The organism is Mesorhizobium sp. B3-1-6 (assembly GCF_006439555.1).
Classification (GTDB): Bacteria; Pseudomonadota; Alphaproteobacteria; order Rhizobiales; family Rhizobiaceae; genus Mesorhizobium.
This window is the reverse complement of the sequence record NZ_VFTM01000009.1, coordinates 159,099-180,629: the sequence shown is the minus strand read 5'-3', so window position 1 is coordinate 180,629 and position 21,531 is coordinate 159,099. Positions and strand designations below refer to the sequence as shown.

At 63.3% G+C, this 21,531-nt stretch carries 21 protein-coding genes and 1 riboswitch; of the genes, 2 read left to right on the top strand and 19 right to left on the bottom strand.

Features of this window, described 5'->3' with window-relative positions:
• Positions 1 to 159: 159 nt before the first annotated feature.
• From FJ414_RS10790 to FJ414_RS10700, 19 genes are all read right to left on the bottom strand, one after another.
• Positions 160 to 1,830, bottom strand: coding sequence for a ribonuclease J (locus FJ414_RS10790; protein WP_140644337.1), 1,671 nt, complete (start codon positions 1,828 to 1,830; stop codon positions 160 to 162).
• A 96-nt stretch (positions 1,831 to 1,926) separates the two neighbouring features.
• The gene (locus tag FJ414_RS10785) at positions 1,927 to 2,748 is read right to left on the bottom strand and encodes a biotin--[acetyl-CoA-carboxylase] ligase (RefSeq protein ID WP_140644335.1); all 822 of its coding nucleotides are present in this window, start codon (positions 2,746 to 2,748) and stop codon (positions 1,927 to 1,929) included.
• Positions 2,749 to 2,752: 4 nt separating this feature from the next.
• Positions 2,753 to 4,189, bottom strand: a complete 1,437-nt coding sequence (gene nuoN, locus FJ414_RS10780; protein WP_140644333.1) for an NADH-quinone oxidoreductase subunit NuoN — start codon at positions 4,187 to 4,189, stop codon at positions 2,753 to 2,755.
• Positions 4,190 to 4,203: 14 nt separating this feature from the next.
• Positions 4,204 to 5,709 (bottom strand): NADH-quinone oxidoreductase subunit M, encoded by a 1,506-nt coding sequence (locus FJ414_RS10775; RefSeq protein WP_140644331.1) that lies wholly within the window; start codon positions 5,707 to 5,709, stop codon positions 4,204 to 4,206.
• Positions 5,709 to 7,682 carry an NADH-quinone oxidoreductase subunit L gene (gene nuoL / locus FJ414_RS10770; RefSeq protein ID WP_140644329.1) on the bottom strand — a complete coding sequence of 658 codons (1,974 nt, stop codon included), beginning with the start codon at positions 7,680 to 7,682 and terminating at the stop codon, positions 5,709 to 5,711. The genes FJ414_RS10775 and nuoL overlap by 1 nt, the downstream gene beginning before the upstream one ends.
• A gap of 11 nt (positions 7,683 to 7,693) precedes the next feature.
• Complete coding sequence (gene nuoK, locus FJ414_RS10765; RefSeq protein WP_027168992.1) at positions 7,694 to 8,002, bottom strand: NADH-quinone oxidoreductase subunit NuoK; 309 nt, start codon at positions 8,000 to 8,002, stop codon at positions 7,694 to 7,696.
• 1 nt (position 8,003) lies between these two features.
• Positions 8,004 to 8,624, bottom strand: coding sequence for an NADH-quinone oxidoreductase subunit J (locus tag FJ414_RS10760; protein ID WP_041007645.1), 621 nt, complete (start codon positions 8,622 to 8,624; stop codon positions 8,004 to 8,006).
• A gap of 127 nt (positions 8,625 to 8,751) precedes the next feature.
• On the bottom strand, positions 8,752 to 9,243 hold the full coding sequence (gene nuoI, locus FJ414_RS10755; protein ID WP_042643165.1) for an NADH-quinone oxidoreductase subunit NuoI: 492 nt from the start codon (positions 9,241 to 9,243) through the stop codon (positions 8,752 to 8,754).
• A complete protein-coding gene (locus tag FJ414_RS10750) occupies positions 9,240 to 9,497 on the bottom strand; it encodes a hypothetical protein (protein ID WP_140644327.1) in 258 nt (85 codons plus the stop codon). The genes nuoI and FJ414_RS10750 overlap by 4 nt, the downstream gene beginning before the upstream one ends.
• Positions 9,497 to 10,540 carry an NADH-quinone oxidoreductase subunit NuoH gene (nuoH, locus tag FJ414_RS10745; RefSeq protein WP_140644325.1) on the bottom strand — a complete coding sequence of 348 codons (1,044 nt, stop codon included), beginning with the start codon at positions 10,538 to 10,540 and terminating at the stop codon, positions 9,497 to 9,499. Before nuoH ends, FJ414_RS10750 begins: the two co-directional genes overlap by 1 nt.
• 2 nt (positions 10,541 to 10,542) lie before the next feature.
• Positions 10,543 to 12,624 carry an NADH-quinone oxidoreductase subunit NuoG gene (gene nuoG / locus FJ414_RS10740; protein ID WP_140644323.1) on the bottom strand — a complete coding sequence of 694 codons (2,082 nt, stop codon included), beginning with the start codon at positions 12,622 to 12,624 and terminating at the stop codon, positions 10,543 to 10,545.
• Between the two features lie 73 nt (positions 12,625 to 12,697).
• Complete coding sequence (locus FJ414_RS10735; RefSeq protein ID WP_140644321.1) at positions 12,698 to 13,378, bottom strand: NADH-ubiquinone dehydrogenase; 681 nt, start codon at positions 13,376 to 13,378, stop codon at positions 12,698 to 12,700.
• A gap of 75 nt (positions 13,379 to 13,453) precedes the next feature.
• Positions 13,454 to 14,758 carry an NADH-quinone oxidoreductase subunit NuoF gene (gene nuoF, locus FJ414_RS10730; protein WP_140644319.1) on the bottom strand — a complete coding sequence of 435 codons (1,305 nt, stop codon included), beginning with the start codon at positions 14,756 to 14,758 and terminating at the stop codon, positions 13,454 to 13,456.
• A gap of 10 nt (positions 14,759 to 14,768) precedes the next feature.
• On the bottom strand, positions 14,769 to 16,085 hold the full coding sequence (locus tag FJ414_RS10725; protein ID WP_140644317.1) for an NADH-quinone oxidoreductase subunit E: 1,317 nt from the start codon (positions 16,083 to 16,085) through the stop codon (positions 14,769 to 14,771).
• Positions 16,086 to 17,276: an NADH-quinone oxidoreductase subunit D gene (locus FJ414_RS10720; protein WP_140644315.1), complete on the bottom strand. Its 1,191-nt coding sequence runs from the start codon at positions 17,274 to 17,276 to the stop codon at positions 16,086 to 16,088.
• 66 nt (positions 17,277 to 17,342) lie between these two features.
• A complete protein-coding gene (locus tag FJ414_RS10715; protein ID WP_140644313.1) occupies positions 17,343 to 17,720 on the bottom strand; it encodes a four helix bundle protein in 378 nt (125 codons plus the stop codon).
• A 34-nt stretch (positions 17,721 to 17,754) separates the two neighbouring features.
• Complete coding sequence (locus FJ414_RS10710; protein ID WP_140644311.1) at positions 17,755 to 18,357, bottom strand: NADH-quinone oxidoreductase subunit C; 603 nt, start codon at positions 18,355 to 18,357, stop codon at positions 17,755 to 17,757.
• Positions 18,358 to 18,361: 4 nt separating this feature from the next.
• Positions 18,362 to 18,943 carry an NADH-quinone oxidoreductase subunit B gene (locus tag FJ414_RS10705; RefSeq protein WP_015317338.1) on the bottom strand — a complete coding sequence of 194 codons (582 nt, stop codon included), beginning with the start codon at positions 18,941 to 18,943 and terminating at the stop codon, positions 18,362 to 18,364.
• Positions 18,934 to 19,299, bottom strand: a complete 366-nt coding sequence (locus FJ414_RS10700) for an NADH-quinone oxidoreductase subunit A (protein WP_140644309.1) — start codon at positions 19,297 to 19,299, stop codon at positions 18,934 to 18,936. Before FJ414_RS10700 ends, FJ414_RS10705 begins: the two co-directional genes overlap by 10 nt.
• A 332-nt stretch (positions 19,300 to 19,631) precedes the next feature.
• Between FJ414_RS10700 and FJ414_RS10695 the strand changes: the two genes are divergently transcribed.
• Together FJ414_RS10695 and FJ414_RS10690 are read left to right on the top strand one after the other, a co-directional pair.
• Complete coding sequence (locus FJ414_RS10695) at positions 19,632 to 20,831, top strand: winged helix-turn-helix domain-containing protein (RefSeq protein WP_140644307.1); 1,200 nt, start codon at positions 19,632 to 19,634, stop codon at positions 20,829 to 20,831.
• Positions 20,832 to 20,860: 29 nt separating this feature from the next.
• Positions 20,861 to 21,064: riboswitch (cobalamin riboswitch) on the top strand.
• Positions 21,065 to 21,103: 39 nt separating this feature from the next.
• Complete coding sequence (locus FJ414_RS10690) at positions 21,104 to 21,529, top strand: DUF1636 family protein (protein ID WP_140644305.1); 426 nt, start codon at positions 21,104 to 21,106, stop codon at positions 21,527 to 21,529.
• The last annotated feature ends 2 nt before the right edge of the window (positions 21,530 to 21,531 follow it).

The window sequence follows — 21,531 nt, the reverse complement described above, 5'->3', positions numbered from 1 at the left end:
GCAGTAGGCAGTAGGCAGTAGGCAGTAGGCAGTAGGCAGTAGGCAGTAGGCAGTAGGCAGTAGGCAGTAGGCAGTAGAGAAGAAGCAAATTTGGCGAGCTAAAAGCAATCGCTTTCCTATTGCCTACTGCCTACTGCCTATTCCCTACTGCCCTACTCTTCATCTCGTCACAAACACAGTCACCAGCGGCTTCTTGCCCCAGGCTTCGTTGGCGGCGCCGCGCACGGCACGGCGCACCGCTTCCTGCACCAGGTCGAGGTCTTTTCGGCGCTGGCGCGGAATGGAGTCCACCGCGCCGATTGCCGCATCGAGCATCAGGTCCTCCAGCGTCTCGCCGCTGGCATCGGCCTCGGCGACCCCGATCGCCACCAGGTCGGGGTCGCCGGCAAGCTCATATTTGTCGTCGAGCACGACATTGACCGCGACATGGCCGGCGAAGGAAAGCTTGCGGCGGTCGCGTATGCCCATCGCCTGATCGGTGCCGATCAGCGAGCCATCCTTGTAGAGCCGCCCGAACGGCACCTGGTCGATGATCGTCGCCGGGCCGGGCCAGAGCCTGAGCATGTCGCCGTCGCGCACCTGCGCCACCTGGCCGATGCCCGACATCGACATCAGCGAGCCCTGCGCCACCAGATGCGCCGCCTCGCCATGCACGGGAACGCCGATCTGCGGCCGGACCCATTCATACATCTTGCGCAACTCGCTGCGGCGCGGATGGCCGGAGACATGCACCAGGGCATCGCCGTCCTCGATGATCTTCATGCCAAGATCGATCAGCCGGTTCTTGATCTCGAGGATCGCCTTCTCGTTGCCGGGAATGGTGCGCGAGGAAAACACGACGGTATCGCCGGCCGTTAGCGCCACCGACTTCATCTCGTCGCGTGAAAGCTTGGCAAGCGCGGCCAGCGGCTCGCCCTGGCTGCCCGTGCAGATGATCACCAGGTTCTCGCGCGGGATATAGCCGTAGTCTTCCTCGGCGATGAACTCCGACAGGCCATCCATGTAGCCGAGCTCGCCCGCCACATCGATGACGCGCTTCAGCGAGCGGCCGAGCACCAGGCACTGCCGGCCGGCATCGCGTGCCGCCCTGGCGATCGAGACGATGCGCCCGACATTGGAGGAGAAAGTGGTGACGGCAACGCGCCCCTTGGCTTTCTCGATGACGCCCCTGAGGCCTTCGCCGACCGCGACTTCCGAGGGCGACTCCCCTTCCCTCAACGCGTTGGTGGAATCGCAGATCAGCGCCAGCACGCCCCTGTCGCCATAGGCGCGGAAACGCGCCTCGTCGGTCTTCGGGCCGATCGTCGGCGCCGGGTCTATCTTCCAGTCGCCGGTGTGGATGACGGTGCCGGCGGGCGTGGTGATCGCCAGCGACATCGGTTCGGGGATCGAATGCGCCACTGGAATAGCCTCGATCTCGAACGGTCCGACGGTGAATTTCTCGCCGGCCCGGTAGATCGACGCCGGAATCTTCGGGGCGTTCTGCTCGCCCTGCCGCTTGGCCTCGAGCAGGCCGGCAGTGAACGGCGTCATCCAGACCGGGACTTTAAGCTTCGGCCAGATATCGAGCAGCGCGCCGTAGTGGTCCTCATGCGCATGCGTGATGACGATGCCGCGCAAACCATCGAGATTCTCCTCGATAAAGCGCGTATCGGGCAGGATGAGATCGACGCCGGGATGTGCCGAGTCCGGAAAGGTGACGCCGACATCGACAATGATCCATTCGCGCGCGTCGGAAGGCCCATAGCCGTAAAGGGCGAAGTTCATGCCGATCTCGCCAACGCCGCCCAGCGGCGCGAAAACGAGCTCGGCGTTTTCCTTATTCGCCATGAATTCTTTCCTTCCTGGCCGCCTTGGCCAAGCCGTTGGCACAATTCCGGGAAAAGCGTGTCACGGTTTTCCGTCCGGAATTGCGCAAAAACAAAATTATACCCGGGCCGAGGCGACAGCGCCGAAATGCACGTCGCCGGCCGCGATCGTCAAAAGCGATCCCTCATCGTCGCGGATCACAAAACGGCAGTCCTCGTCAATGGTCTCGAAGACGCCGCGCACCACATTGCCGTCAATTCTGACAGCAACCTCGCCGCCGAGGCCCGCTGCGCGGCCAAGCCAGCGCTTTCTGATGGCATCGAGCCCGCGCCCGTCATCCCACATCCGGGCATTCTCGCTCCAGGCATCCGAAAGCGCCAGGAACAGCGTTTCGGCATCGCAAGTGGCGCCCAATGCCTGCAGCGACGTCGCCGGATAAGGCAAATCTTCCGGGTAGGCCACGACATTGACGCCGATGCCGACCGCAACCGCGAAGCGGCCGCCTTCCAGCATCGTCGATTCCAGCAATATGCCGGCGAGCTTGGCGCCCGAGGCCAGCACGTCGTTCGGCCATTTCAGCTCGAAGCGATTGCGGCCCTGGCTCGCGCCATCCAAGGCGACGGCGATCCGGCCCTTCGGCACGACGGCGTCGAGCGCATCGGCCAGCGCCAGCCCCGCGACGAAGCCGAGCGTCGCGGCAAGCCGCAGCTCGCCGCCCGGAACCAGAAGCAGCGTCGCCGCGAGATTGCCTTCGGGCGTGGCCCAGACACGGCCACGGCGGCCGCGGCCGCTTTCCTGCTTCTTCGAAACGACCCAGAGCTTGCCGGGATCGCCGGCGCGCGCGTGTTCCAGCGCCAGCGCGTTGGTCGAGCCGACGCTGTCATGCGCTTCGAGCCGGAACCCCTCCGACGCGGCGGTTGGAGCCAGTCGAAATGCCATCCCGTCAGAAGAAGGTCTTGGCGGCGGCTTCGGCATAATTGCCGATCGGCCCGCCGATCAGCACATAGAACAGCACGAAGGCGCCGCTGACGCCGAGCACAAGGCGCAGCTCGCTGGCCATCGGCACGAAACCGCCGACCGGCTCGTCGAACCACATGATCTTGATGATGCGCAGATAGTAGTAGGCGCCCACCACCGAGGCCAGCACGCCGATGATCGCCAGCGCATAGAGATGCGCGTTGATGGCGGCCAGGAACACGTACCACTTCCCCCAGAAACCCGCGAGCGGCGGAATGCCGGCCAGCGAGAACATCAGGATGGTGAGGATGGTGGCCATGATCGGGTTGGTCGAGGACAGGCCGGCGAGATCGCTGATCTGCTCGACATTGCCCTCCTTGCGCCGCATGGCGAGGATGAAGGCGAAGGTGCCGAGCGTCATCACCAAATAGATCAGCATGTAGATGGCGACGCCGCGCACGCCGGCCTGGCTATTGGCGGCAAGGCCGACCAGCGCATAGCCCATATGGCCGATCGAGGAATAGGCCATCAGGCGCTTGATGTTGGTCTGGCCGATGGCCGCGAAGGCGCCGAGCGCCATCGAGGCGATCGAGATGAAGACGACGATCTGCTGCCAGTCCGAAGCGATCGGCTTGAAGGCGCCCATGGTGACGCGCACGATCAGCGCCATCGCCGCCATTTTCGGCGCGGCGGCCAGGAAGGCGGTGATCGGCGTCGGCGCGCCTTCGTAGACGTCAGGCGTCCACATATGGAACGGCACGGCCGAGATCTTGAAGGCAAGGCCGGCGAGCACGAACACCAGGCCGAAGACGAGGCCAAGCTGGCGCTCGCCGCTGGAGAGCGCCGTCGCGATCTCCTGGAAGCCGGTGTTGCCGGTGTAGCCGTAGACGAGGCTGATGCCGTAGAGCAGCATGCCCGACGACAGCGCACCGAGCACGAAATACTTCAGGCCCGCCTCGGTCGAACGCAGATTGTCGCGGTTGATCGCCGCGAGCACATAGATCGCCAGCGACTGCAGCTCGAGCCCGAGATAGAGCCCAATCATGCCGTTGGCCGAGATCATCAGCATCATGCCGAGCGTGCAGAGCAGGATAAGAACCGGGAATTCGAACTTGTCGAAATGCTCCTGGCGCGCGAAGCGCATCGACATGACCAGCGTCACCGCCGAGCCGATCAGCGCCAGCATCTTCATGAAGGCGCTGAAGGAATCCTGCACGAAGGCGCCGCCATAGGCGGCTCCCCGTCCGCCGGAGAAAGCGAGCCACAGGCCGGCCACCACCAGCACGAGCACTGCCAGCCCGGTCACGGTCATGGTGTTGTTGGAGCGCGAATAGGCTCCGATCATCAGGAGCACCAGCGCGCCGACGGCCAGGATCAGTTCCGGCGTCGAGAGCGAAAGGCTGGAGAGAAGGTCCGGCGTCATGGTCTATTCCCCAGTCAGTTCGCCGCCGCGGTCTGCGCGGAATTGATGGATGCGGTGACGTTGGTGACGAGCGTCTTGACCGAAGCGGCCGTCGCGTCGAACACCGGCGCCGGGTAGACGCCGAAGAAGATCACCAGCACCACCAGCGGATAGACGATCGCCTTCTCGCGCGGCGACAGATCGAGCAGGTTCTTCAGGCTGTCCTTGGTCAGCGCGCCGAAGATCACCCGGCGATAGAGCCACAGCGCATAGGCCGCCGACAGGATAACGCCGGTGGCGGCGAAGAACGCCACCCAGGTGTTGACCTTGAACACGCCGAGCATGGTCAGGAATTCGCCGATGAAGCCGCTGGTGCCCGGCAGGCCGACATTGGCCATGGTGAAGATCATGAACACGGTCGCGTATTTCGGCATGTTGTTGACGAGGCCGCCATAGGCGTCGATCTCGCGCGTATGCATGCGGTCGTAGATGACGCCGACGCACAGGAACAGCGCGCCCGAGACGAGGCCGTGGCTGAGCATCTGGAAGATCGCGCCCTGCACGCCTTCCTGGTTCATCGCGAAGATGCCCATGGTGACGAAGCCCATGTGGGCTACCGACGAATAGGCGATCAGCTTCTTCATGTCCTCCTGCATCAGCGCCACCAGCGAGGTGTAGATGATGGCAACGACCGAGAGCGTGAACACCAGCGGCGCGAACATCGCCGATGCCTCCGGGAACATCGGCAGCGAGAAGCGCAGGAAGCCGTACCCTCCCATCTTCAGGAGGATGCCGGCCAGGATGACCGAACCGGCGGTCGGCGCCTCGACGTGGGCGTCGGGCAGCCAGGTGTGCACCGGCCACATCGGCATCTTCACCGCGAAGGAGGCGAAGAAGGCAAGCCACAGCCAGGTCTGCATGCTGGCCGGGAAATTATGCGTCAAAAGCGTCGAGATATCGGTGGTGCCCGACTGGAAGAACATCGCCATGATGGCGAGCAGCATCAGCACCGAGCCGGCGAGCGTATAGAGGAAGAACTTGAACGAGGCATAGACACGGCGCTTGCCGCCCCAGACGCCGATGATGATGAACATCGGGATCAGGCCGGCCTCGAAGAAGACGTAGAACAAGACGATGTCGAGCGCGCAGAATACGCCGATCATCAGCGTCTCGAGGATCAGGAAGGCGATCATATAGGCCTTGACCCGCTTCTCGATCGCTTCCCAGGAGGCCAGGATGCAGAACGGCATCAGGAAGGTGGTCAGGATGACGAACAGCATCGAAATGCCGTCGACGCCCATGTGGTAGGAGATGCCCGAATCCAGCCAGGCGTGCTTCTCGACGAACTGGAAGCCGGCCTGCGAATTGTCGAAGCCCGTCCAGATGAACAGCGAGATGACGAAGGTGAACGCCGTCGTGATGAAGGCGATGGCGCGGATGTTGCGGCGCGCGTTCTCATTGTCATCGTCGATGAACAGGATGAGCAGAACACCAACCAGCGGCAGGAAGGTGACCAGCGAGAGGATTGGCCAGTCGGTCATCAGAGCATCATCCAGGTGACGAGAGCGGCCACGCCGATCAGCATGGCGAAGGCGTAGTGATAGAGGTAGCCGGTCTGCAGCTTGACGACCCGGTTGGTGACGTCGACGACGCGCGCCGAGATGCCGTCCGGGCCGAGACCGTCGATGATCGTGCCGTCACCGGTCTTCCACAGGAAGCGGCCGAGACGCTTGGCCGGCTGCACGAACAGGAAGTCGTATAGCTCGTCGAAATACCACTTGTTGAGCAGGAAGGCGTAAAGGCCGCGATGGTTAGCCGCCAGTTCCCTCGGCGCCTCCGGCTTGCGGATATAGAACTGCCAGGCGACCAGCAGGCCGATCACCATGGCGACGAACGGCGCCAATTCCACCCACAACGGCAATTCGTGGATCTCGTGCAGGATGTGGTTGTCCGGCAGCGTGAACAACGACGCCTTCCAGAACTCGCCATAGCCTTCGCCGATGAAGGCGCCGTGGAAGATGATACCCGCGAACAGCGCGCCGGCGGCCAGCACATAGAGCGGCACCAGCATCACAGGCGGCGATTCATGGACATGGTGCATGACCTCGTGGCTGGCGCGCGGCTCGCCGTGGAAGGTCATGAAGATCAAGCGCCAGGAGTAGAAGCTGGTGAAGCAGGCGGCGACCACCAGCAGGATAAAGGCAAAGCCGGCGACCGCATTGTGGCTGGCAAACGACGTCGAGATGATGGCGTCCTTGGAGAAGAACCCGGCGGTGCCGATCACCGTCGCCGGAATGCCGACGCCGGTCAGCGCCAGCGTGCCGATGACCATCATCCAGTAAGTCTTCGGGATCAGATTGCGAAGGCCGCCCATCTTGCGCATGTCCTGCTCATCGGAGACAGCGTGGATGACCGAGCCGGAGCCGAGGAACAGCAGCGCCTTGAAGAACGCATGCGTGAACAGGTGGAAGATCGCCGCGCCATAAGCGCCGACGCCGAGCGCCACAAACATATAGCCGAGCTGCGAGCAGGTCGAATAGGCTATGACGCGCTTGATGTCGTTCTGGACCAGGCCGACCGTCGCCGCGAAGAAGGCGGTGAAGGCGCCGATGAAGGTGACGACGGTCAGCGCCGTATGCGACAGCTCGAACAGCGGCGAGAGCCTTGCCAGCATGAACACGCCGGCGGTCACCATGGTCGCCGCGTGGATGAGTGCGGAGACCGGCGTCGGGCCTTCCATGGCGTCCGGCAGCCAGGTGTGCAGCGGCACCTGCGCCGACTTGCCCATGGCGCCCATGAAGAGCAGCAGGCAGACCACCGTCAACGCCGTCTGCTTGTCGAGCGCATGGCCGAGGAAAGTGAGCACGGCAGCGCCCGCCGGCGCGCCTTCGGCCGGCAGGAAGGAGGCCGCGTTGGCGAAGATGGTGCCGAGATTGACCGAGCCGAAAAGCACGAAGACGCCGAAGATACCGAGCGCGAAGCCGAAGTCGCCGACGCGGTTGACGACGAAAGCCTTGATCGCCGCCGCATTGGCCGACGGCTTCTTGTACCAGAAGCCGATCAAGAGATAGGAGGCGAGACCGACGCCCTCCCAGCCGAAGAACATCTGGATGAGGTTATCGGCCGTCACCAGCATCAGCATCGCGAAGGTGAACAGCGACAGATAGGCAAAGAAGCGCGGACGGTTCGGATCGTGGTGCATGTAGCCGATCGAATAGATGTGAACCAGCGCCGACACCGTGTTGACGACGACCAGCATCACCACCGTCAGCGTATCGATCCTGAGCGCCCACGACGCGTCGATGCCGCCCGACTGGATCCAGCGCAGCACCGGCACGGTGAACACCTCGCCATGGCCGAAGCCGACGCTGAAGAAGGCGATCCACGACAGCACAGCCGCGATCACCAGGAAGCCGGAGGTGATGTACTCGGAAGCCTTGGCGCCAAGCGAATTGCCGAACAGGCCGACAATCAGGAAGCCAAGCAGCGGAAGGAAGACGATAGCCTGATACATGGTGGTTCCCGTCAACCCTTCATCGCGCTCACGTCTTCGACCGCGATCGAGCCGCGGTTGCGGAAGAAGACGACAAGAATGGCAAGACCGATCGCGGCTTCAGCGGCTGCGACCGTCAGCACGAACAGGGCGAACACCTGTCCGACGAGGTCATGCAGCGCCGCCGAGAAAGCGACGAAGTTGATGTTGACCGCAAGCAGGATGAGCTCGATCGACATCAGGATGACGATGATGTTGCGGCGGTTCAGGAAGATGCCGAACACGCCGAGCGTGAACAGGATCGCCGATACGGTCAGATAATGTGCAATGCCGACGACCATCTCAGATGCCCTCGCCCGATTTGACCTTGCGGATTTCCATGCCCGTCGCCGGCGTGCGGCCGACCTGCGCGGCGATCGACTGCCGCTTGACGCCTTCCTTGTGGCGCAGCGTCAAGACGATGGCGCCGATCATGGCGACCAGCAGCACCAGGCCGGAAATCTGGAAATAATAGAGGTAGTCCGTATAGAGGATGTCGCCGAGCGCCGCCGTGTTGGAGCGCGTGGCGAGATCCGGCGTTGCCTTGGCGACGGTCGAGGCAAGCTGCGGCGCGAATGTGTAGCCGCCGAGCACGATGATCAGTTCCGCCGCCAGGATCAGCCCGACCAGCGCGCCGATCGGCGCATATTGCAGCGCGCCCTGCTTCATCTCGGCGAAGTCGACGTCGAGCATCATGACGACGAACAGGAACAGCACCATCACCGCGCCGACATAGACGACGAGCAGGATCATCGCCAGGAACTCGGCGCCGGTCAGCATGAACAGGCCGGCGGCGTTGAAGAAGGTGAGGATCAGGAACAGCACGGAATGCACGGGGTTGCGCGACGAAATGACCATGAAGGCCGACGCCACGGCGATAAAGGCGAAGAGGTAGAAAAAGGCCGCCTCTAATCCACTCAGCATGGGTTCCCCCGGGTTCCTGTCGGATTGGACATTCGCCCTCTCCATTGTCTGTGGCTTCGTTCCGCCTCCGGTAGCGAAGCCGCGTGTTCCTTAGACGAGGCCCCTCGCCCCGTCCATGCGTCAAATGTCAGCGATAGGGCGAGTCGAGCGCGATGTTGCGCGCCAGCTCCCGCTCCCAGCGATCGCCGTTCGCCAGCAGCTTTTCCTTGTTGTAGTAAAGCTCCTCGCGCGTCTCGGTCGCGAATTCGAAATTCGGCCCCTCGACGATGGCGTCGACGGGGCAGGCTTCCTGGCAGAAGCCGCAATAGATGCATTTCACCATGTCGATGTCGTAGCGCACGGTGCGGCGCGTGCCGTCATTGCGGCGCGGCCCGGCTTCGATGGTGATGGCCTGCGCCGGGCAGATCGCTTCGCAGAGCTTGCAGGCGATGCAGCGTTCCTCGCCGTTCGGGTAACGGCGCAGCGCATGCTCGCCACGGAAGCGCGGGCTGGTCGGCCCCTTCTCATGCGGATAGTTGATCGTTTCCTTCGGCGCGAAGAACTGGCGCATCGAAAGGAAGAAGGCGCTGACGAAATCCTTCAGCAGCAGCGACTTTGCGGCCTGGGCCAGAGCACTCATTCAGCACCCCCAAATAATTGAATTGCGGCGACAGCGCCAACAAACCCGAACAGGTTCGGCATCATAAAGCGATACGCAACTCGCGTGAGCGACGCCACTTTCCGTATGTCCCAACCAAATACGGGAACTTGATAATTTGCGGAGATCCTCTGTCCCTGCTGTCGCAACACGTAAGGCAGCACAACAACATTGCCGAGAAAGGCAACAAGTAAGCCAGCAACAGCTCCCACAAAACCTGCGGAGATATCGCCCATCACGCAAACCCTGTGATCTTGAGGAAGGCCGCGGTGGCCACGACCATGAACAGCGAGATCGGCAGGAATACTTTCCAGCCCAGCCGCATCAGCTGGTCGTAGCGGTAGCGCGGCACGAAAGCCTTCACCATCGAGAACATGAAGAACATCAGGCAGATCTTCAGCACGAACCAGATAACGCCCGGTACCCAGGTGAAGGGCGCGAAGTTGAACGGGGGCAGCCAGCCGCCGAGGAACAGGATGGTCGCCAGCGCGCACATCAGGACGACGGCGACATACTCGCCGAGGAAGAAGAGCAGGAACGGCGTCGACGAATATTCAACCATATGGCCGGCGACGAGTTCCGATTCCGCCTCCACAAGATCGAAAGGCGGGCGGTTGGTCTCGGCCAGCGCAGAGATGAAGAACACCACGAACATCGGCAGCAGCGACAGCCAGTGCCAGTCGAGGAAGGTGTTGGGCAGGCCGAGCTTGGTGCCGAGACCGTCCTGCTGCGACATGACGATGTCGGAGAGGTTGAGCGAGCCGACACAGAGCAGCACGGTGACGATGACGAAGCCGATCGAGACTTCGTAGGACACCATCTGCGCGGCCGAGCGCAGCGCGCCGAGGAACGGGTATTTGGAGTTCGAGGCCCAGCCGCCCATGATCACGCCGTAGACCTCGAGCGAGGAGATGGCGAAGACATAGAGGATGCCGACATTGATGTTGGCGATCGCCCATCCCTCGTTGACCGGAATGACCGCCCAGGCCGAGATCGCCAGCACCGCCGACACCAGCGGCGCCAGGAGGAACACGCCCTTGTTGGCGCCCGACGGGATCACCGGCTCCTTGAAGACGAATTTCAGAAGGTCGGCAAAGGCCTGCAGCGTTCCCCACGGACCGACGACGTTCGGCCCACGACGCAATTGCACCGCCGCCCAGATCTTGCGGTCGGCATAGAGCAGGTAGGCGACGCCGATCAGAAGCACGACGATCAGCACGACCGACTTCAGAAGGATCAGCAGCGCCGGCAGCACATAGATTGAGAGGAAGATGTCCATGCTTATTCCGCCGCCTGCTTGAAGCCGCTCTTGGCCAGCGCCGAGCATTCGGCCATCACGGCCGACGCCCGCGCGATCGGGTTGGTCAGATAAAAGTCCTTCACCGGCGAGGTGAAGGTTCCCTTGTTCAGCCGGCCGCCGAGCTTCGCCACCTTGGCGATGTCGTCGCCGCTGCCCGCCTGCACCTGGTCGATGCGGGCGAGATGCGGGAATTCGCCATAGAGCTTGGCGCGCAACTGCGCCAGCGAATCGAAGGGCAGCTTCTTGCCAAGCACGTCGGAGAGCGCCCGCAGGATCGCCCAGTCCTCGCGCGCCTCGCCAGGGGCGAAGCCGGCGCGGTTGGTCTGCTGCACGCGGCCTTCCGTGTTGACATAGGTGCCGGACTTCTCGGTATAGGCGGCGGCCGGCAGGATGACATTGGCGCGATGCGCGCCGGCATCGCCATGCGTGCCGATATAGACGACGAAGGCGCCGCCGGTCCTGGCCATGTCGATCTCGTCGGCGCCGAGCAGGAACAGCACATCGGTATCGCCCAGCATGCCGGCGACATCCTTGCCGCCCTCGCCCGGCACGAAGCCGACATCGAGGCCGCCGACTCTTGCCGCGGCGTTGTGCAGCACCGCAAAACCGTTCCAGTCGGCGGTGACCGCGTTGACGGCGGCCGCGAGCTTTGCCGCCTGGCCGAGCACCGCCGCGCCGTCCGTGCGCGCCAGCGCGCCCTGGCCGACGATGATCAGCGGATGCGTGGCCTTGCTCAGCACCTCGAAGAATTTGCCGTTGCCGTCGGCGAGGCCCTTCAGGGATTCGGGGCCGGCGCCGATCAGCTCATAGTCATAGCGGGTGTCGCCGATCTCGCCGATCACGCCGACCGGCAGGTTGCCGACGCGCCAGCGCTTGCGGATGCGGGCATTGAGCACCGAGGCTTCGAAGCGCGGATTGGCGCCGATGATCAGCACCGCGTCGGCCTGCTCGATGCCTTCGATGGTCGGATTGAAGATGTAGCTGGCGCGGCCGAGCGACGGATCGAGCGCGGCGCCATCCTGGCGGCAGTCGATGTTCTTCGAGCCGAGCGCCGCCATCAAAAGCTTGAGCGCGTAGATTTCCTCGACCGCCGCGAGGTCGCCGGCGATCGCGCCGATCCGCTCGGGCGTCGCCTTGCCCACCTCGTCCTTGATGGCGGCGAAGGCTTCCGCCCAGCTTGCCGGCGCCAGCTTGCCGTTCTTGCGCACATAGGGGCGGTCGAGGCGCTGCGTGCGCAGACCGTCCCAGATGAAGCGGGTCTTGTCGGAAATCCACTCCTCGTTCACCGCCTCGTTGACGCGCGGTAGGATGCGCATCACCTCGCGACCGCGGCTGTCGACGCGGATCGCCGAGCCGACTGCATCCATGACGTCGATCGATTCCGTCTTGGTCAGTTCCCACGGCCGCGCCTGGAACGCGAACGGCTTTGAGGTCAGCGCGCCGACCGGGCAAAGGTCGATGACATTGCCCTGCAGCTCGGAGGTCATCGCCTGTTCGAGATAGGTGGTGATCTCGGCATCCTCGCCGCGGCCGATCAGCCCGAGCTCGGAAATGCCTGCGACCTCGGTGGTGAAGCGGACGCAGCGCGTGCAATGGATGCAGCGGTTCATCACCGTCTTGACCAGCGGGCCGATATACTTGTCTTCGACCGCGCGCTTGTTCTCGTGATAGCGCGAGGAATCGACGCCGAACGCCATCGCCTGGTCCTGCAGGTCGCACTCGCCGCCCTGGTCGCAGATCGGGCAATCGAGCGGATGGTTGATCAGCAGGAATTCCATCACGCCTTCGCGGGCCTTCTTGACCATCGGCGTGTTGGTGAAGATTTCCGGCGGCTCGCCATTCGGGCCGGGACGCAGGTCGCGCACGCCCATGGCGCAGGACGCCTGCGGCTTGGGCGGACCGCCCTTCACCTCGATCAGGCACATGCGGCAATTGCCGGCGATCGACAGCCGCTCGTGGAAGCAGAAGCGCGGCACTTCAGCGCCGGCGTCCTCGGCCGCCTGCAGCAGCGTGTAATGGTCGGGTACCGTGATCTCTTTCCCGTCGACCTTTAGCTTTGCCATTCGCCTCAAATCCCTGCGGATGTCCGCAATCTATCTTTCCGGGCGCGGCTTGAGCCGCGCCCGGTATTTCAATTCACTTGGCCGCGAGCGCCGCCGCTTGCGCAGTCCAGTCGTCGCGGCCGATGCGGCCGGCGAGCGACAGATAATCTTCCACCCAGGCGATCTCTTCCGACGTCCAGGCGGCGATCTGACCATAGGTCCAGATGCCGAGACCGTTGAGCACCTTCTCCAGCTTCGGTCCGATGCCCGAAATCGCCTTCAGGTCCGAAGGCTTCGCCGGCTTGTCGACGGCCTTCGGCTGCCTGAAATCCTCGGGCATCAGCCCGGTCGCGGCCGGTTGGGCGACAATATCGGCCCCGGTCGCGTCGAGCGCCTTCTCGGTCGCGTTCGCCGCGATGTCGGTCACGTCCCTGGCGAAGGTCTGCGCCCTGGCGATCAGCGTCTCGGTCGCCTTGCGCGCCTTGGACGCGTTGGCGGCCGCTTCGCTCTGCGCCTCGAGATCGTCGAGGAACGGCTGGAACATGCGCTGCGAAGCTTCCAGCGCGCCGGTGAAGGCGCCCATCCACATGCCGACGGCATGGTTCGCGAGACCGATGCTGAGCGCCGACATCGCCGCGGCACCCGCGACCGGATGCGCCAGAAGGTTGACGGCGCTGGCCATCTCCTTCGGCATCATCTTGGTCAGGTCCTGGTTCATCTTCTCGAGTTGGTCCAAATCAGGCATGAACGGGTAGGGTATCGAATACGGCGCCATAGAAATCTCCTGGTCGTTTCTTCGTGTGCCCGCCCCAGTTTTTCAGTCTTCGGGCCAAGCCCGTATTTCGAAGTCTTATTCTGCCGCGACCATCACCGGCTCGGCCCGGTGCGCGTTGCGCGAAAACTCATCGATGCGGCGTTCCACCTCGCCGCGGAAATGCCGCATCAGGCCCTGGATCGGCCAGGCCGCCGCGTCGCCCAGCGCGCAGATCGTGTGACCCTCGACCTGCTTGGTGACGTCGAGCAGCATGTCGATCTCGCGCTTCTGCGCCTCGCCGCGCACCAGACGCTCCATCACCCGCCACATCCAGCCGGTGCCTTCGCGGCACGGCGTGCACTGGCCGCAGCTCTCATGCTTGTAGAAGTAGGAAAGCCTGGCGATCGCCTTCACGATATCCGTCGACTTGTCCATGACGATGACAGCCGCCGTGCCGAGGCCGGATTTGAGGTCGCGCAGCGCATCGAAATCCATCGGCGCGTCCATGATCTGCTCGGCCGGCACCAGCGGCACCGAAGCGCCGCCCGGGATGACCGCGAGCAGATTGTCCCAGCCGCCGCGGATGCCGCCGCAATGCTCCTCGATCAGCTCGCGGAACGGGATCGACATCGCCTCTTCGAAAGTGCACGGATTGTTGACATGGCCCGACACGCAGAACAGCTTGGTGCCGGCATTGTTCGGGCGGCCGAAGTACGAGAACCAGGCGGCGCCGCGGCGCAGGATGGTCGGCGCCACCGCGATCGACTCGACGTTGTTGACGGTGGTCGGGCAGCCATAGAGGCCGACATTGGCCGGGAATGGCGGCTTCAGCCGCGGTTGGCCCTTCTTGCCTTCCAGGCTTTCGAGCAGTGCGGTCTCCTCGCCGCAGATATAGGCGCCGGCGCCGTGATGCATGTAGACGTCGAAGTCGTAGCCGGAGGTGTTGTTCTTGCCGATCAGCTTGGCCGCGTAAGCCTCGTCGATGGCGCGCTGCAGCGCCTCGCGCTCGCGGATGAACTCGCCGCGCACATAGATGTAGGCGGCGATCGCGCCCATGGCGAAGCCGGCGACCAGAGCGCCCTCGACCAGCGTGTGCGGATCGTTGCGCAGGATATCGCGGTCCTTGCAGGTGCCCGGCTCGGATTCGTCGGCGTTGATGACGAGATAGCTCGGTCGGCCGTCGCTCTGCTTCGGCATGAACGACCATTTCAATCCGGTCGGAAAGCCGGCGCCGCCACGGCCGCGCAGGCCGGACGCCTTCATCTCGTTGACGATCCAGTCGCGCCCCTTGGCGATGAGGCCGGGCGTATCGTCCCAGATGCCTCGCGACTGCGCGCCAGCCAGCGATGTGTCGAAGAGGCCGTAGATGTTGGTGAAGATGCGGTCTTTGTCCTGAAGCATTTTTCGTCCCTCAGACCGGCTTCTTGCCGAAGACGCGGATGTATTCGGCGACGCCGCCCTTGGCGAGCGCCTTGGCCTGTTTCACCCAGTCGTCGCGATCGATGCGGCCGTGGAAGCTGAGATAGCCGTCGACCCATTCGCGCTCGGCCTTCTTCCAGGAGGCGACCTGCGCGAAGGTGTAGATGCCCAACGAATGCAGAGTGCCTTCGATCTTCGGGCCGACGCCGGAGATCAGCTTGAGATCGTCGACCGTTGCCGGGCGCTCGATGCCGGCGGGCCGGTTCTTGTCGTCGAGCGAAGGTTTGGCTGTCTTGGCGACAGGCTGCTTGGTTTCCGGCGCCTTGAAAGCGGAGGCCGGTTCGGCCTTTGTCTTCGGCCCGCTGCGTGGCTTGGAAACCGCTTCGACTTCCGGATCGGCCTGGTTGGCGTTGGCGGCCGAATGGCGCGGCGCCCTGACGCTGGCGCCGTTCTCGGTGGCCGGAGCGACCTTGACCGGCGACGGCGTGTTGAGCGCCGGGCTGGTTTCAGCCGCATGGGTCTTCGGCTTGCTGGATTTTGACGGCGCAACCGGGCCCGAGGCGGCCGGCGCCGAAGCTGCTGGCGCAGCGGATGCCGGGGCTGCGGCAGGAGCAGCAGCCGGTGCTGCCGCGGCGGCATCCTTGGCGGCTTTCGCCGCCGCCTTGGCTTCCTTGTCACGCGTCGATTTCAGGATTGCCTTTTCGCTGGTCAGCGTCTTCAAGCCACCGGCCGGCTCGGAGCCGTGGCGGCCGTTCTGCGGGCCAGGCTTGACCTCGGCGCCCTTGCCGGCATCGTAGAGATCGATGATTTCGGCCAGCCGCTCGGGCGTCAGATCCTCGAACGTGTCCTTGAAGATCATGACCATCGGCGCGTTGACGCAGGCGCCCAGGCATTCGACCTCCTCCCACGACAGCGTGCCCTTGTCGTTGGTGTGGAACTGGTCGTGATGGATTTTTGACCGGCACACATCCATCAGCGCTTCCGAGCCGCGCAGCATGCAGGGCGTGGTGCCGCAAACCTGGATATGGGCGCGGGTGCCGACCGGATTGAGCTGGTACTGCGTGTAGAAGGTCGCGACTTCGAGGCCACGGATGCGCGGCATGCCGAGCATGTCGGAGATCGTCTCGATCGCCGCCTTGGTGACCCAGCCTTCCTGCTCCTGCGCGATCATCAGCAACGGGATGATAGCCGACTGTTCGCGCCCCTTCGGGTATTTGGCGATCCACTGCTGCGCCGCCGCCGCGTTCGCCTTGTTGAAGGCAAAGGAGGCTGGCTGGATACTGGCATCTGCGAGACGGCGGACTGACATTTAGCGATCGACCTCACCAAACACGATGTCGAGGGAGCCAAGCACGGCGGTGACGTCGGCCAGCATGTGGCCGCGGCACAGGAAGTCCATGGCCTGCAGATGCGCGAAACCGGGCGCGCGCAGCTTGCAGCGATAGGGCTTGTTGGTGCCGTCGGAGACCATGTAGACGCCGAACTCGCCCTTCGGCGCCTCGACGGCCGCATACACCTCGCCGGCCGGCACGCGATAGCCCTCGGTGTAGAGCTTGAAGTGGTGGATGAGCGCTTCCATCGATCGCTTCATCGCCTGGCGCTTGGGCGGCACCACCTTGCCGTCGAGGTTCGACACCGGGCCGGCGCTTTCCTTGCCGAGCAGGAGATCGACGCACTGGCGCATGATCCTGGCCGACTGACGCATCTCTTCCATGCGCACCAGGTAACGGTCGTAGCAATCGCCGTTCTTGCCGATCGGGATGTCGAAATCCATCTCGGAATAGCATTCATAGGGCTGCGACTTGCGCAGGTCCCAGGCGGCGCCCGAGCCGCGCACCATCACGCCCGAAAAGCCCCAGGCCCAGGCGTCGGCCAGCGAGACGATGCCGATATCGACATTGCGCTGCTTGAAGATGCGGTTGCCGGTCAAAAGCGCATCGAGATCGTCGATCGACTTCAGGAACGGATCGATCCACTTGCCGATATCCTCGACCAGCTTCTGCGGCAGGTCCTGGTGCACGCCGCCCGGCCGGAAATAGGCCGCATGCATGCGCGAGCCCGAGGCGCGCTCGTAGAAAACCATCAGCTTTTCGCGCTCGACGAAGCCCCACAGCGGCGGGGTCAGCGCGCCGACGTCCATCGCCTGCGTCGTCACATTCAAGATGTGCGACATGATGCGGCCCATCTCGGAATAGAGCACGCGGATCAACTGACCGCGCTTCGGCACCTCGATGCCGAGCAGCCGCTCGGCGGCCAAAGCGAAGGCATGCTCCTGGTTCATCGGCGCGCAATAGTCGAGCCGGTCGAGATAAGGCACGGCCTGCAGATAGGTCTTGGCCTCGATCAGCTTTTCGGTGCCGCGGTGAAGCAGCCCGATATGCGGATCGACGCGGTCGACCACCTCGCCGTCCAGTTCCAGCACCAGCCGCAAAACGCCATGCGCCGCAGGGTGCTGCGGACCGAAGTTGATGTTGAAGTTGCGGACGGAGGTTTCAGCCATTGTGGCGCCTCTGGCGAAGAGTCAGTAGTGAGTAGTGAGTAGTGATCATCAATCTCAATGCCTGCTTCATTCCGCCTGCTTGGCCTGCACGGTTCTGATCAGAGATCGCGTCATTTTTCCGATCTCTTCGCACCGCAGTAGCAGTTCAGTCTCGTTATCTCTTGCCAGCATACCGATCCGGCACGCCAGCAATATGTGCGTCTCCAGTTCCTTCAACGAACCCTGTGCCATGCGCAGAAATTGAACGAAAGAACCTCTATTCTCACGACCGTACCCTTCAGCGATATTCGCGGCGATAGATACCGCCGAGCGGCGCATCTGGGAGGTCATTCCATAGATCTCGTCTCTCGGAAAACCTTTGGTGACGCGGTAACAATCCTCGGCAAGGACCATCGCCGGTTGCCACACCACCAAGTCGCGATAAGATTCGATCTTTTTTCCCAATTCCTTCCCTACTGACTACTCACTACTTCCCTATTCACTGTTTCGCCTTCTCATCCCCCGGAAGGACGTAGTCCGTCCCTTCCCAAGGAGAAAGAAAATCAAAATTGCGGAATTCCTGCTTGAGCTCGACCGGCTCGTAGATGACCCGCTTGGCCTCGTCGTCGTAACGAACCTCGACGAAGCCGGTCAGCGGGAAATCCTTGCGCAGCGGATGGCCCTCGAAACCATAGTCGGTGAGAATGCGGCGCAGGTCTGGATGGCCCGAAAACAGCACGCCGTAAAGGTCGTAGGTCTCGCGCTCGAACCAGTCGGCACCGGGATAGACGCCGGTCAGCGACGGCACCAGCGTTTCCTCGTCCGCCTGGACCTTGAGCCGGATGCGCACATTCTGCTTCGGCGACAATAGGTGATAGACGACGTCGAAGCGCCTGGCGCGCGACGGGTAGTCCGCTCCGCAGACGTCGATGATCGAGATGAACTGGCAGCGTGGATCGTCGCGCAGGAAGGTCGCTACCTCGATCAGATTGCCCGGTTCAACCGAAACCGTCAGTTCGCCATAGGCAAGCACGGCTTCGCCGATGCGGCCGGAGAGCTTCTCGCCGAGATAAGTGGAGAGTTCGTTCAACGCCTGGGTCATCGGCTCACCGTTCGATCGTGCCGGTGCGGCGGATCTTCTTCTGCAGAAGGAGAATGCCGTAGAGCAGCGCTTCCGCGCTCGGCGGGCAGCCGGGCACATAGATGTCGACCGGCACGACGCGGTCGCAGCCGCGCACCACCGAATAGGAATAGTGATAATAGCCGCCGCCATTGGCGCAGGAGCCCATCGAGATGACGTAGCGCGGCTCCGGCATCTGGTCGTAGACCTTGCGCAGCGCCGGGGCCATCTTGTTGGTCAGCGTGCCGGCGACGATCATGATGTCGGACTGGCGCGGCGACGCGCGCGGCGCGACGCCGAAGCGCTCCGAGTCATAGCGCGGCATCGAGGTGTGTATCATCTCGACCGCGCAGCAGGCGAGGCCGAAGGTCATGAACATCAGCGAGCCGCTGCGCGCCCAGGTGATCAGCGCTTCGGTCGAGGTGACAAGGAAACCCTTGTCGGCCAGTTCATTGTTGATTTCGAGGAAGAAGGGATCGTCCTCCCCCACCGGCCTGCCGGTGTTGGGGTCGATGATGCCCTTGGGCTTCGGCGCGACGAGGGTGCCTGAACTGTCGTTCAATCCCATTCCAGCGCTCCTTTTTTCCATTCATAGGCAAAGCCGATGGTCAGCACCGCCAGGAACACCATCATCGACCAGAAGCCGAGCATGCCGACCTTGGAGAAGGAGACCGCCCACGGGAACAGGAAGGCGACCTCGAGATCGAAGATGATGAACAGAATCGACACCAGGTAGAAGCGGATGTCGAATTTCATACGGGCGTCGTCAAACGAGTTGAAGCCGCATTCATAGGCGGAAAGCTTCTCCGGGTCGGGATTGCGGTAGGCCACCAGGAACGGCGCTATGAGCAGCGCAAGGCCGACGACCAGCGCCACGGCGATGAACAGGACGATCGGCAGATATGAACTCAGGAGTGCGCTCATGCGGCGGCTTTCCTTAGGCGGGCAGTTCACTTTGATTACAGCAACGAACTCTAATGCGGAAGCGTGACAGTTTAACCGCTGAACCGTTTTAAGAGGCCCATGCTGCAACGCGGCGAGGGTTAGCGCAGCGGTTTCGGTGACGCAAGTCAAACCTTGTTCAATTCGCGGCCCTGGACGCCTTATCGGAAGAAACTGGTCCGATCCGCTCCTGTTTGATTTCCTTCGCTTTTTACTCCACTTTTCTCTCCTGACATATCTCCCGCCATTTGCCTGCTAGCATGGCCGGAATCACCGGCTAAAAATCCGGCAAATGATCAGGGCAAGGCGCCTCGATGAAGGACAAGATTTCGCTGGCCATGGCGAGGCGCATTGCGCTCGGAGCACAGGGGTTCAACGACCCTAGGCCCGGCGGCGTTCCGGATCGCCGCCACCTTGCGCGCGTGCTTTCACGAACCGGCCTGTTGCAGATCGATTCCGTCAGCGCTGTGGTGCGCGCTCATTATATGCCGCTCTATTCTCGCCTCGGCCCCTACCCGCTTGCGCTGCTCGACAACGCCGCGGTCACCCGCAAGCGCGCGGTCTTTGAGTATTGGGCGCATGAGGCGTCGTTCCTGCCTGTCGAAACCTACCCTTTGATGCGCTGGCGCATGCTGCGCGCCGAGCAGGGCGACGAGATGTATCTCGGCCTGGCGAAATGGGGCCGGGAGCGCAAGGCGATGATCGACGAGATCTATGCGCAGGTCGCCGAACGCGGCCCGATCGCCGCGTCCGACATCGAAGGCCACAAGGGCAATGGCGGCTGGTGGGGCTGGAGCGAGGCCAAGCACGCTTTCGAATGGCTGTTCTGGGCCGGACGCATCACCACTGCCTACCGGCGCGGCTTCGAACGCTATTACGACCTGCCCGAGCGCGTTTTGCCGCAGGCCGTGCTCGACCTGCCGGTACCCTCGGTCGAGGACGCGCATCGCGAATTGCTGCGCATCTCGGCCCGCGCCCATGGCATCGCCACCTATGGCGACCTTCGCGACTATTTTCGTCTCGCGCCGGGCGATACGAAAGACCGCATCGAGGAACTGGTCGAAGCGGGCGAACTGCTGCCTGTGAAGGTCGAGAGCTGGGACAAGACCGCCTATCTCCACAAGGACGCCCGCTTTCCACGCCGGATAGAGGCCCGCGCCCTGCTCGCCCCCTTCGATCCCGTCGTCTTCGAGCGCACCCGGACGGAAAAACTCTTCGGCTTCCGCTACCGTATCGAGATCTACACGCCGGCCGAAAAGCGCCAATACGGCTACTACGTGCTGCCCTTCCTGCTTGGTGACCGCATCGTCGCCCGTGTCGATCTGCGAGCCGATCGGCCGGCCAGCGTGCTGCGCGTCCATGCTGCCTATGCCGAAACCGGTGCTCCCGCCGAAACGGCGGCCCAACTCTTCGACGAACTGCAGCAAATGCAGGGCTGGCTCGGCCTGGGAGCGATCGAAGTGACGCCGGCCGGCGACCTCGGGCCGGCGCTGGCCGACATCGCGGTGTCGTAGCCGTGCGTTGACAGGCACCCGGCCGTAAGCCTAAATCCGCCGCAGACGGTCTTCTCCCGGCAAAGGGAGGAGCCAAGAGGGAATGCGGTGCGGGCCAACGCCCAAATCCGCGGCTGTCCCCGCAACTGTAAGCGACGAGCCCCGGCCGAAAACCACTGGGATGTTCCCGGGAAGGCGGCCTTCAAGGCGACGACTCGCGAGCCAGGAGACCTGCCGTCTGAGACTTTAAGTATCCGAATGCCCGGCGGGTTTTCCGGGCAAGGAGCCTGGTTTTGGATCGTAACGGCAGTTTCCCGGCAAATAGTGCGGATATTTCGTCCGAGCCCGACGCGCTGGCCGGCGTGACCGTCATCGTCTGCTCCTCCTGCCGCGACGAAACCGGCTCGGACGCACATCCGCGTGCCGGCGCGCTGCTGGCCGAGGACACGCGCCGGGCTGCCTCCGGCGAAAACATCAACATCCGCACCGTCGAATGCCTCGGCAATTGCAAGCGCCGGCTGAGCGCCGCGCTGCTGCGCGACGGCTGCTGGAGCTATGTCTTCGGCGATCTGACCCCGACCAGCGGCGCCGACCTCATCGCCGGCGCAAAGCTCTTCGCCATCTCGACCGACGGCCTGATCCCCTGGCGCGGCCGGCCCGATTCCCTCAAGCGCGGCCTGGTTGCCCGCATTCCTCCCCTCGACATGCTGAAGGACTGACC

Excerpts from the sequence above, each read along its gene's own strand:
- FJ414_RS10790 (WP_140644337.1), bottom strand. The coding sequence starts at position 1,830 with ATGGCGAATAAGGAAAACGCCGAGCTCGTTTTCGCGCCGCTGGGCGGC.
- FJ414_RS10775 (WP_140644331.1), bottom strand. The coding sequence starts at position 5,709 with ATGACCGACTGGCCAATCCTCTCGCTGGTCACCTTCCTGCCGCTGGTT.
- FJ414_RS10750 (WP_140644327.1), bottom strand. The coding sequence starts at position 9,497 with ATGGGCGATATCTCCGCAGGTTTTGTGGGAGCTGTTGCTGGCTTACTT.
- FJ414_RS10705 (WP_015317338.1), bottom strand. The coding sequence starts at position 18,943 with ATGGGATTGAACGACAGTTCAGGCACCCTCGTCGCGCCGAAGCCCAAG.
- FJ414_RS10725 (WP_140644317.1), bottom strand. The coding sequence starts at position 16,085 with ATGTCAGTCCGCCGTCTCGCAGATGCCAGTATCCAGCCAGCCTCCTTT.
- FJ414_RS10720 (WP_140644315.1), bottom strand. The coding sequence starts at position 17,276 with ATGGCTGAAACCTCCGTCCGCAACTTCAACATCAACTTCGGTCCGCAG.
- FJ414_RS10695 (WP_140644307.1), top strand. The coding sequence starts at position 19,632 with ATGAAGGACAAGATTTCGCTGGCCATGGCGAGGCGCATTGCGCTCGGA.
- FJ414_RS10785 (WP_140644335.1), bottom strand. The coding sequence starts at position 2,748 with ATGGCATTTCGACTGGCTCCAACCGCCGCGTCGGAGGGGTTCCGGCTC.
- nuoL (WP_140644329.1), bottom strand. The coding sequence starts at position 7,682 with ATGTATCAGGCTATCGTCTTCCTTCCGCTGCTTGGCTTCCTGATTGTC.
- nuoK (WP_027168992.1), bottom strand. The coding sequence starts at position 8,002 with ATGGTCGTCGGCATTGCACATTATCTGACCGTATCGGCGATCCTGTTC.
- FJ414_RS10700 (WP_140644309.1), bottom strand. The coding sequence starts at position 19,299 with ATGAGCGCACTCCTGAGTTCATATCTGCCGATCGTCCTGTTCATCGCC.
- nuoF (WP_140644319.1), bottom strand. The coding sequence starts at position 14,758 with ATGCTTCAGGACAAAGACCGCATCTTCACCAACATCTACGGCCTCTTC.
- nuoG (WP_140644323.1), bottom strand. The coding sequence starts at position 12,624 with ATGGCAAAGCTAAAGGTCGACGGGAAAGAGATCACGGTACCCGACCAT.
- FJ414_RS10735 (WP_140644321.1), bottom strand. The coding sequence starts at position 13,378 with ATGGCGCCGTATTCGATACCCTACCCGTTCATGCCTGATTTGGACCAA.
- nuoN (WP_140644333.1), bottom strand. The coding sequence starts at position 4,189 with ATGACGCCGGACCTTCTCTCCAGCCTTTCGCTCTCGACGCCGGAACTG.
- nuoH (WP_140644325.1), bottom strand. The coding sequence starts at position 10,540 with ATGGACATCTTCCTCTCAATCTATGTGCTGCCGGCGCTGCTGATCCTT.
- FJ414_RS10760 (WP_041007645.1), bottom strand. The coding sequence starts at position 8,624 with ATGCTGAGTGGATTAGAGGCGGCCTTTTTCTACCTCTTCGCCTTTATC.
- nuoI (WP_042643165.1), bottom strand. The coding sequence starts at position 9,243 with ATGAGTGCTCTGGCCCAGGCCGCAAAGTCGCTGCTGCTGAAGGATTTC.
- FJ414_RS10710 (WP_140644311.1), bottom strand. The coding sequence starts at position 18,357 with ATGACCCAGGCGTTGAACGAACTCTCCACTTATCTCGGCGAGAAGCTC.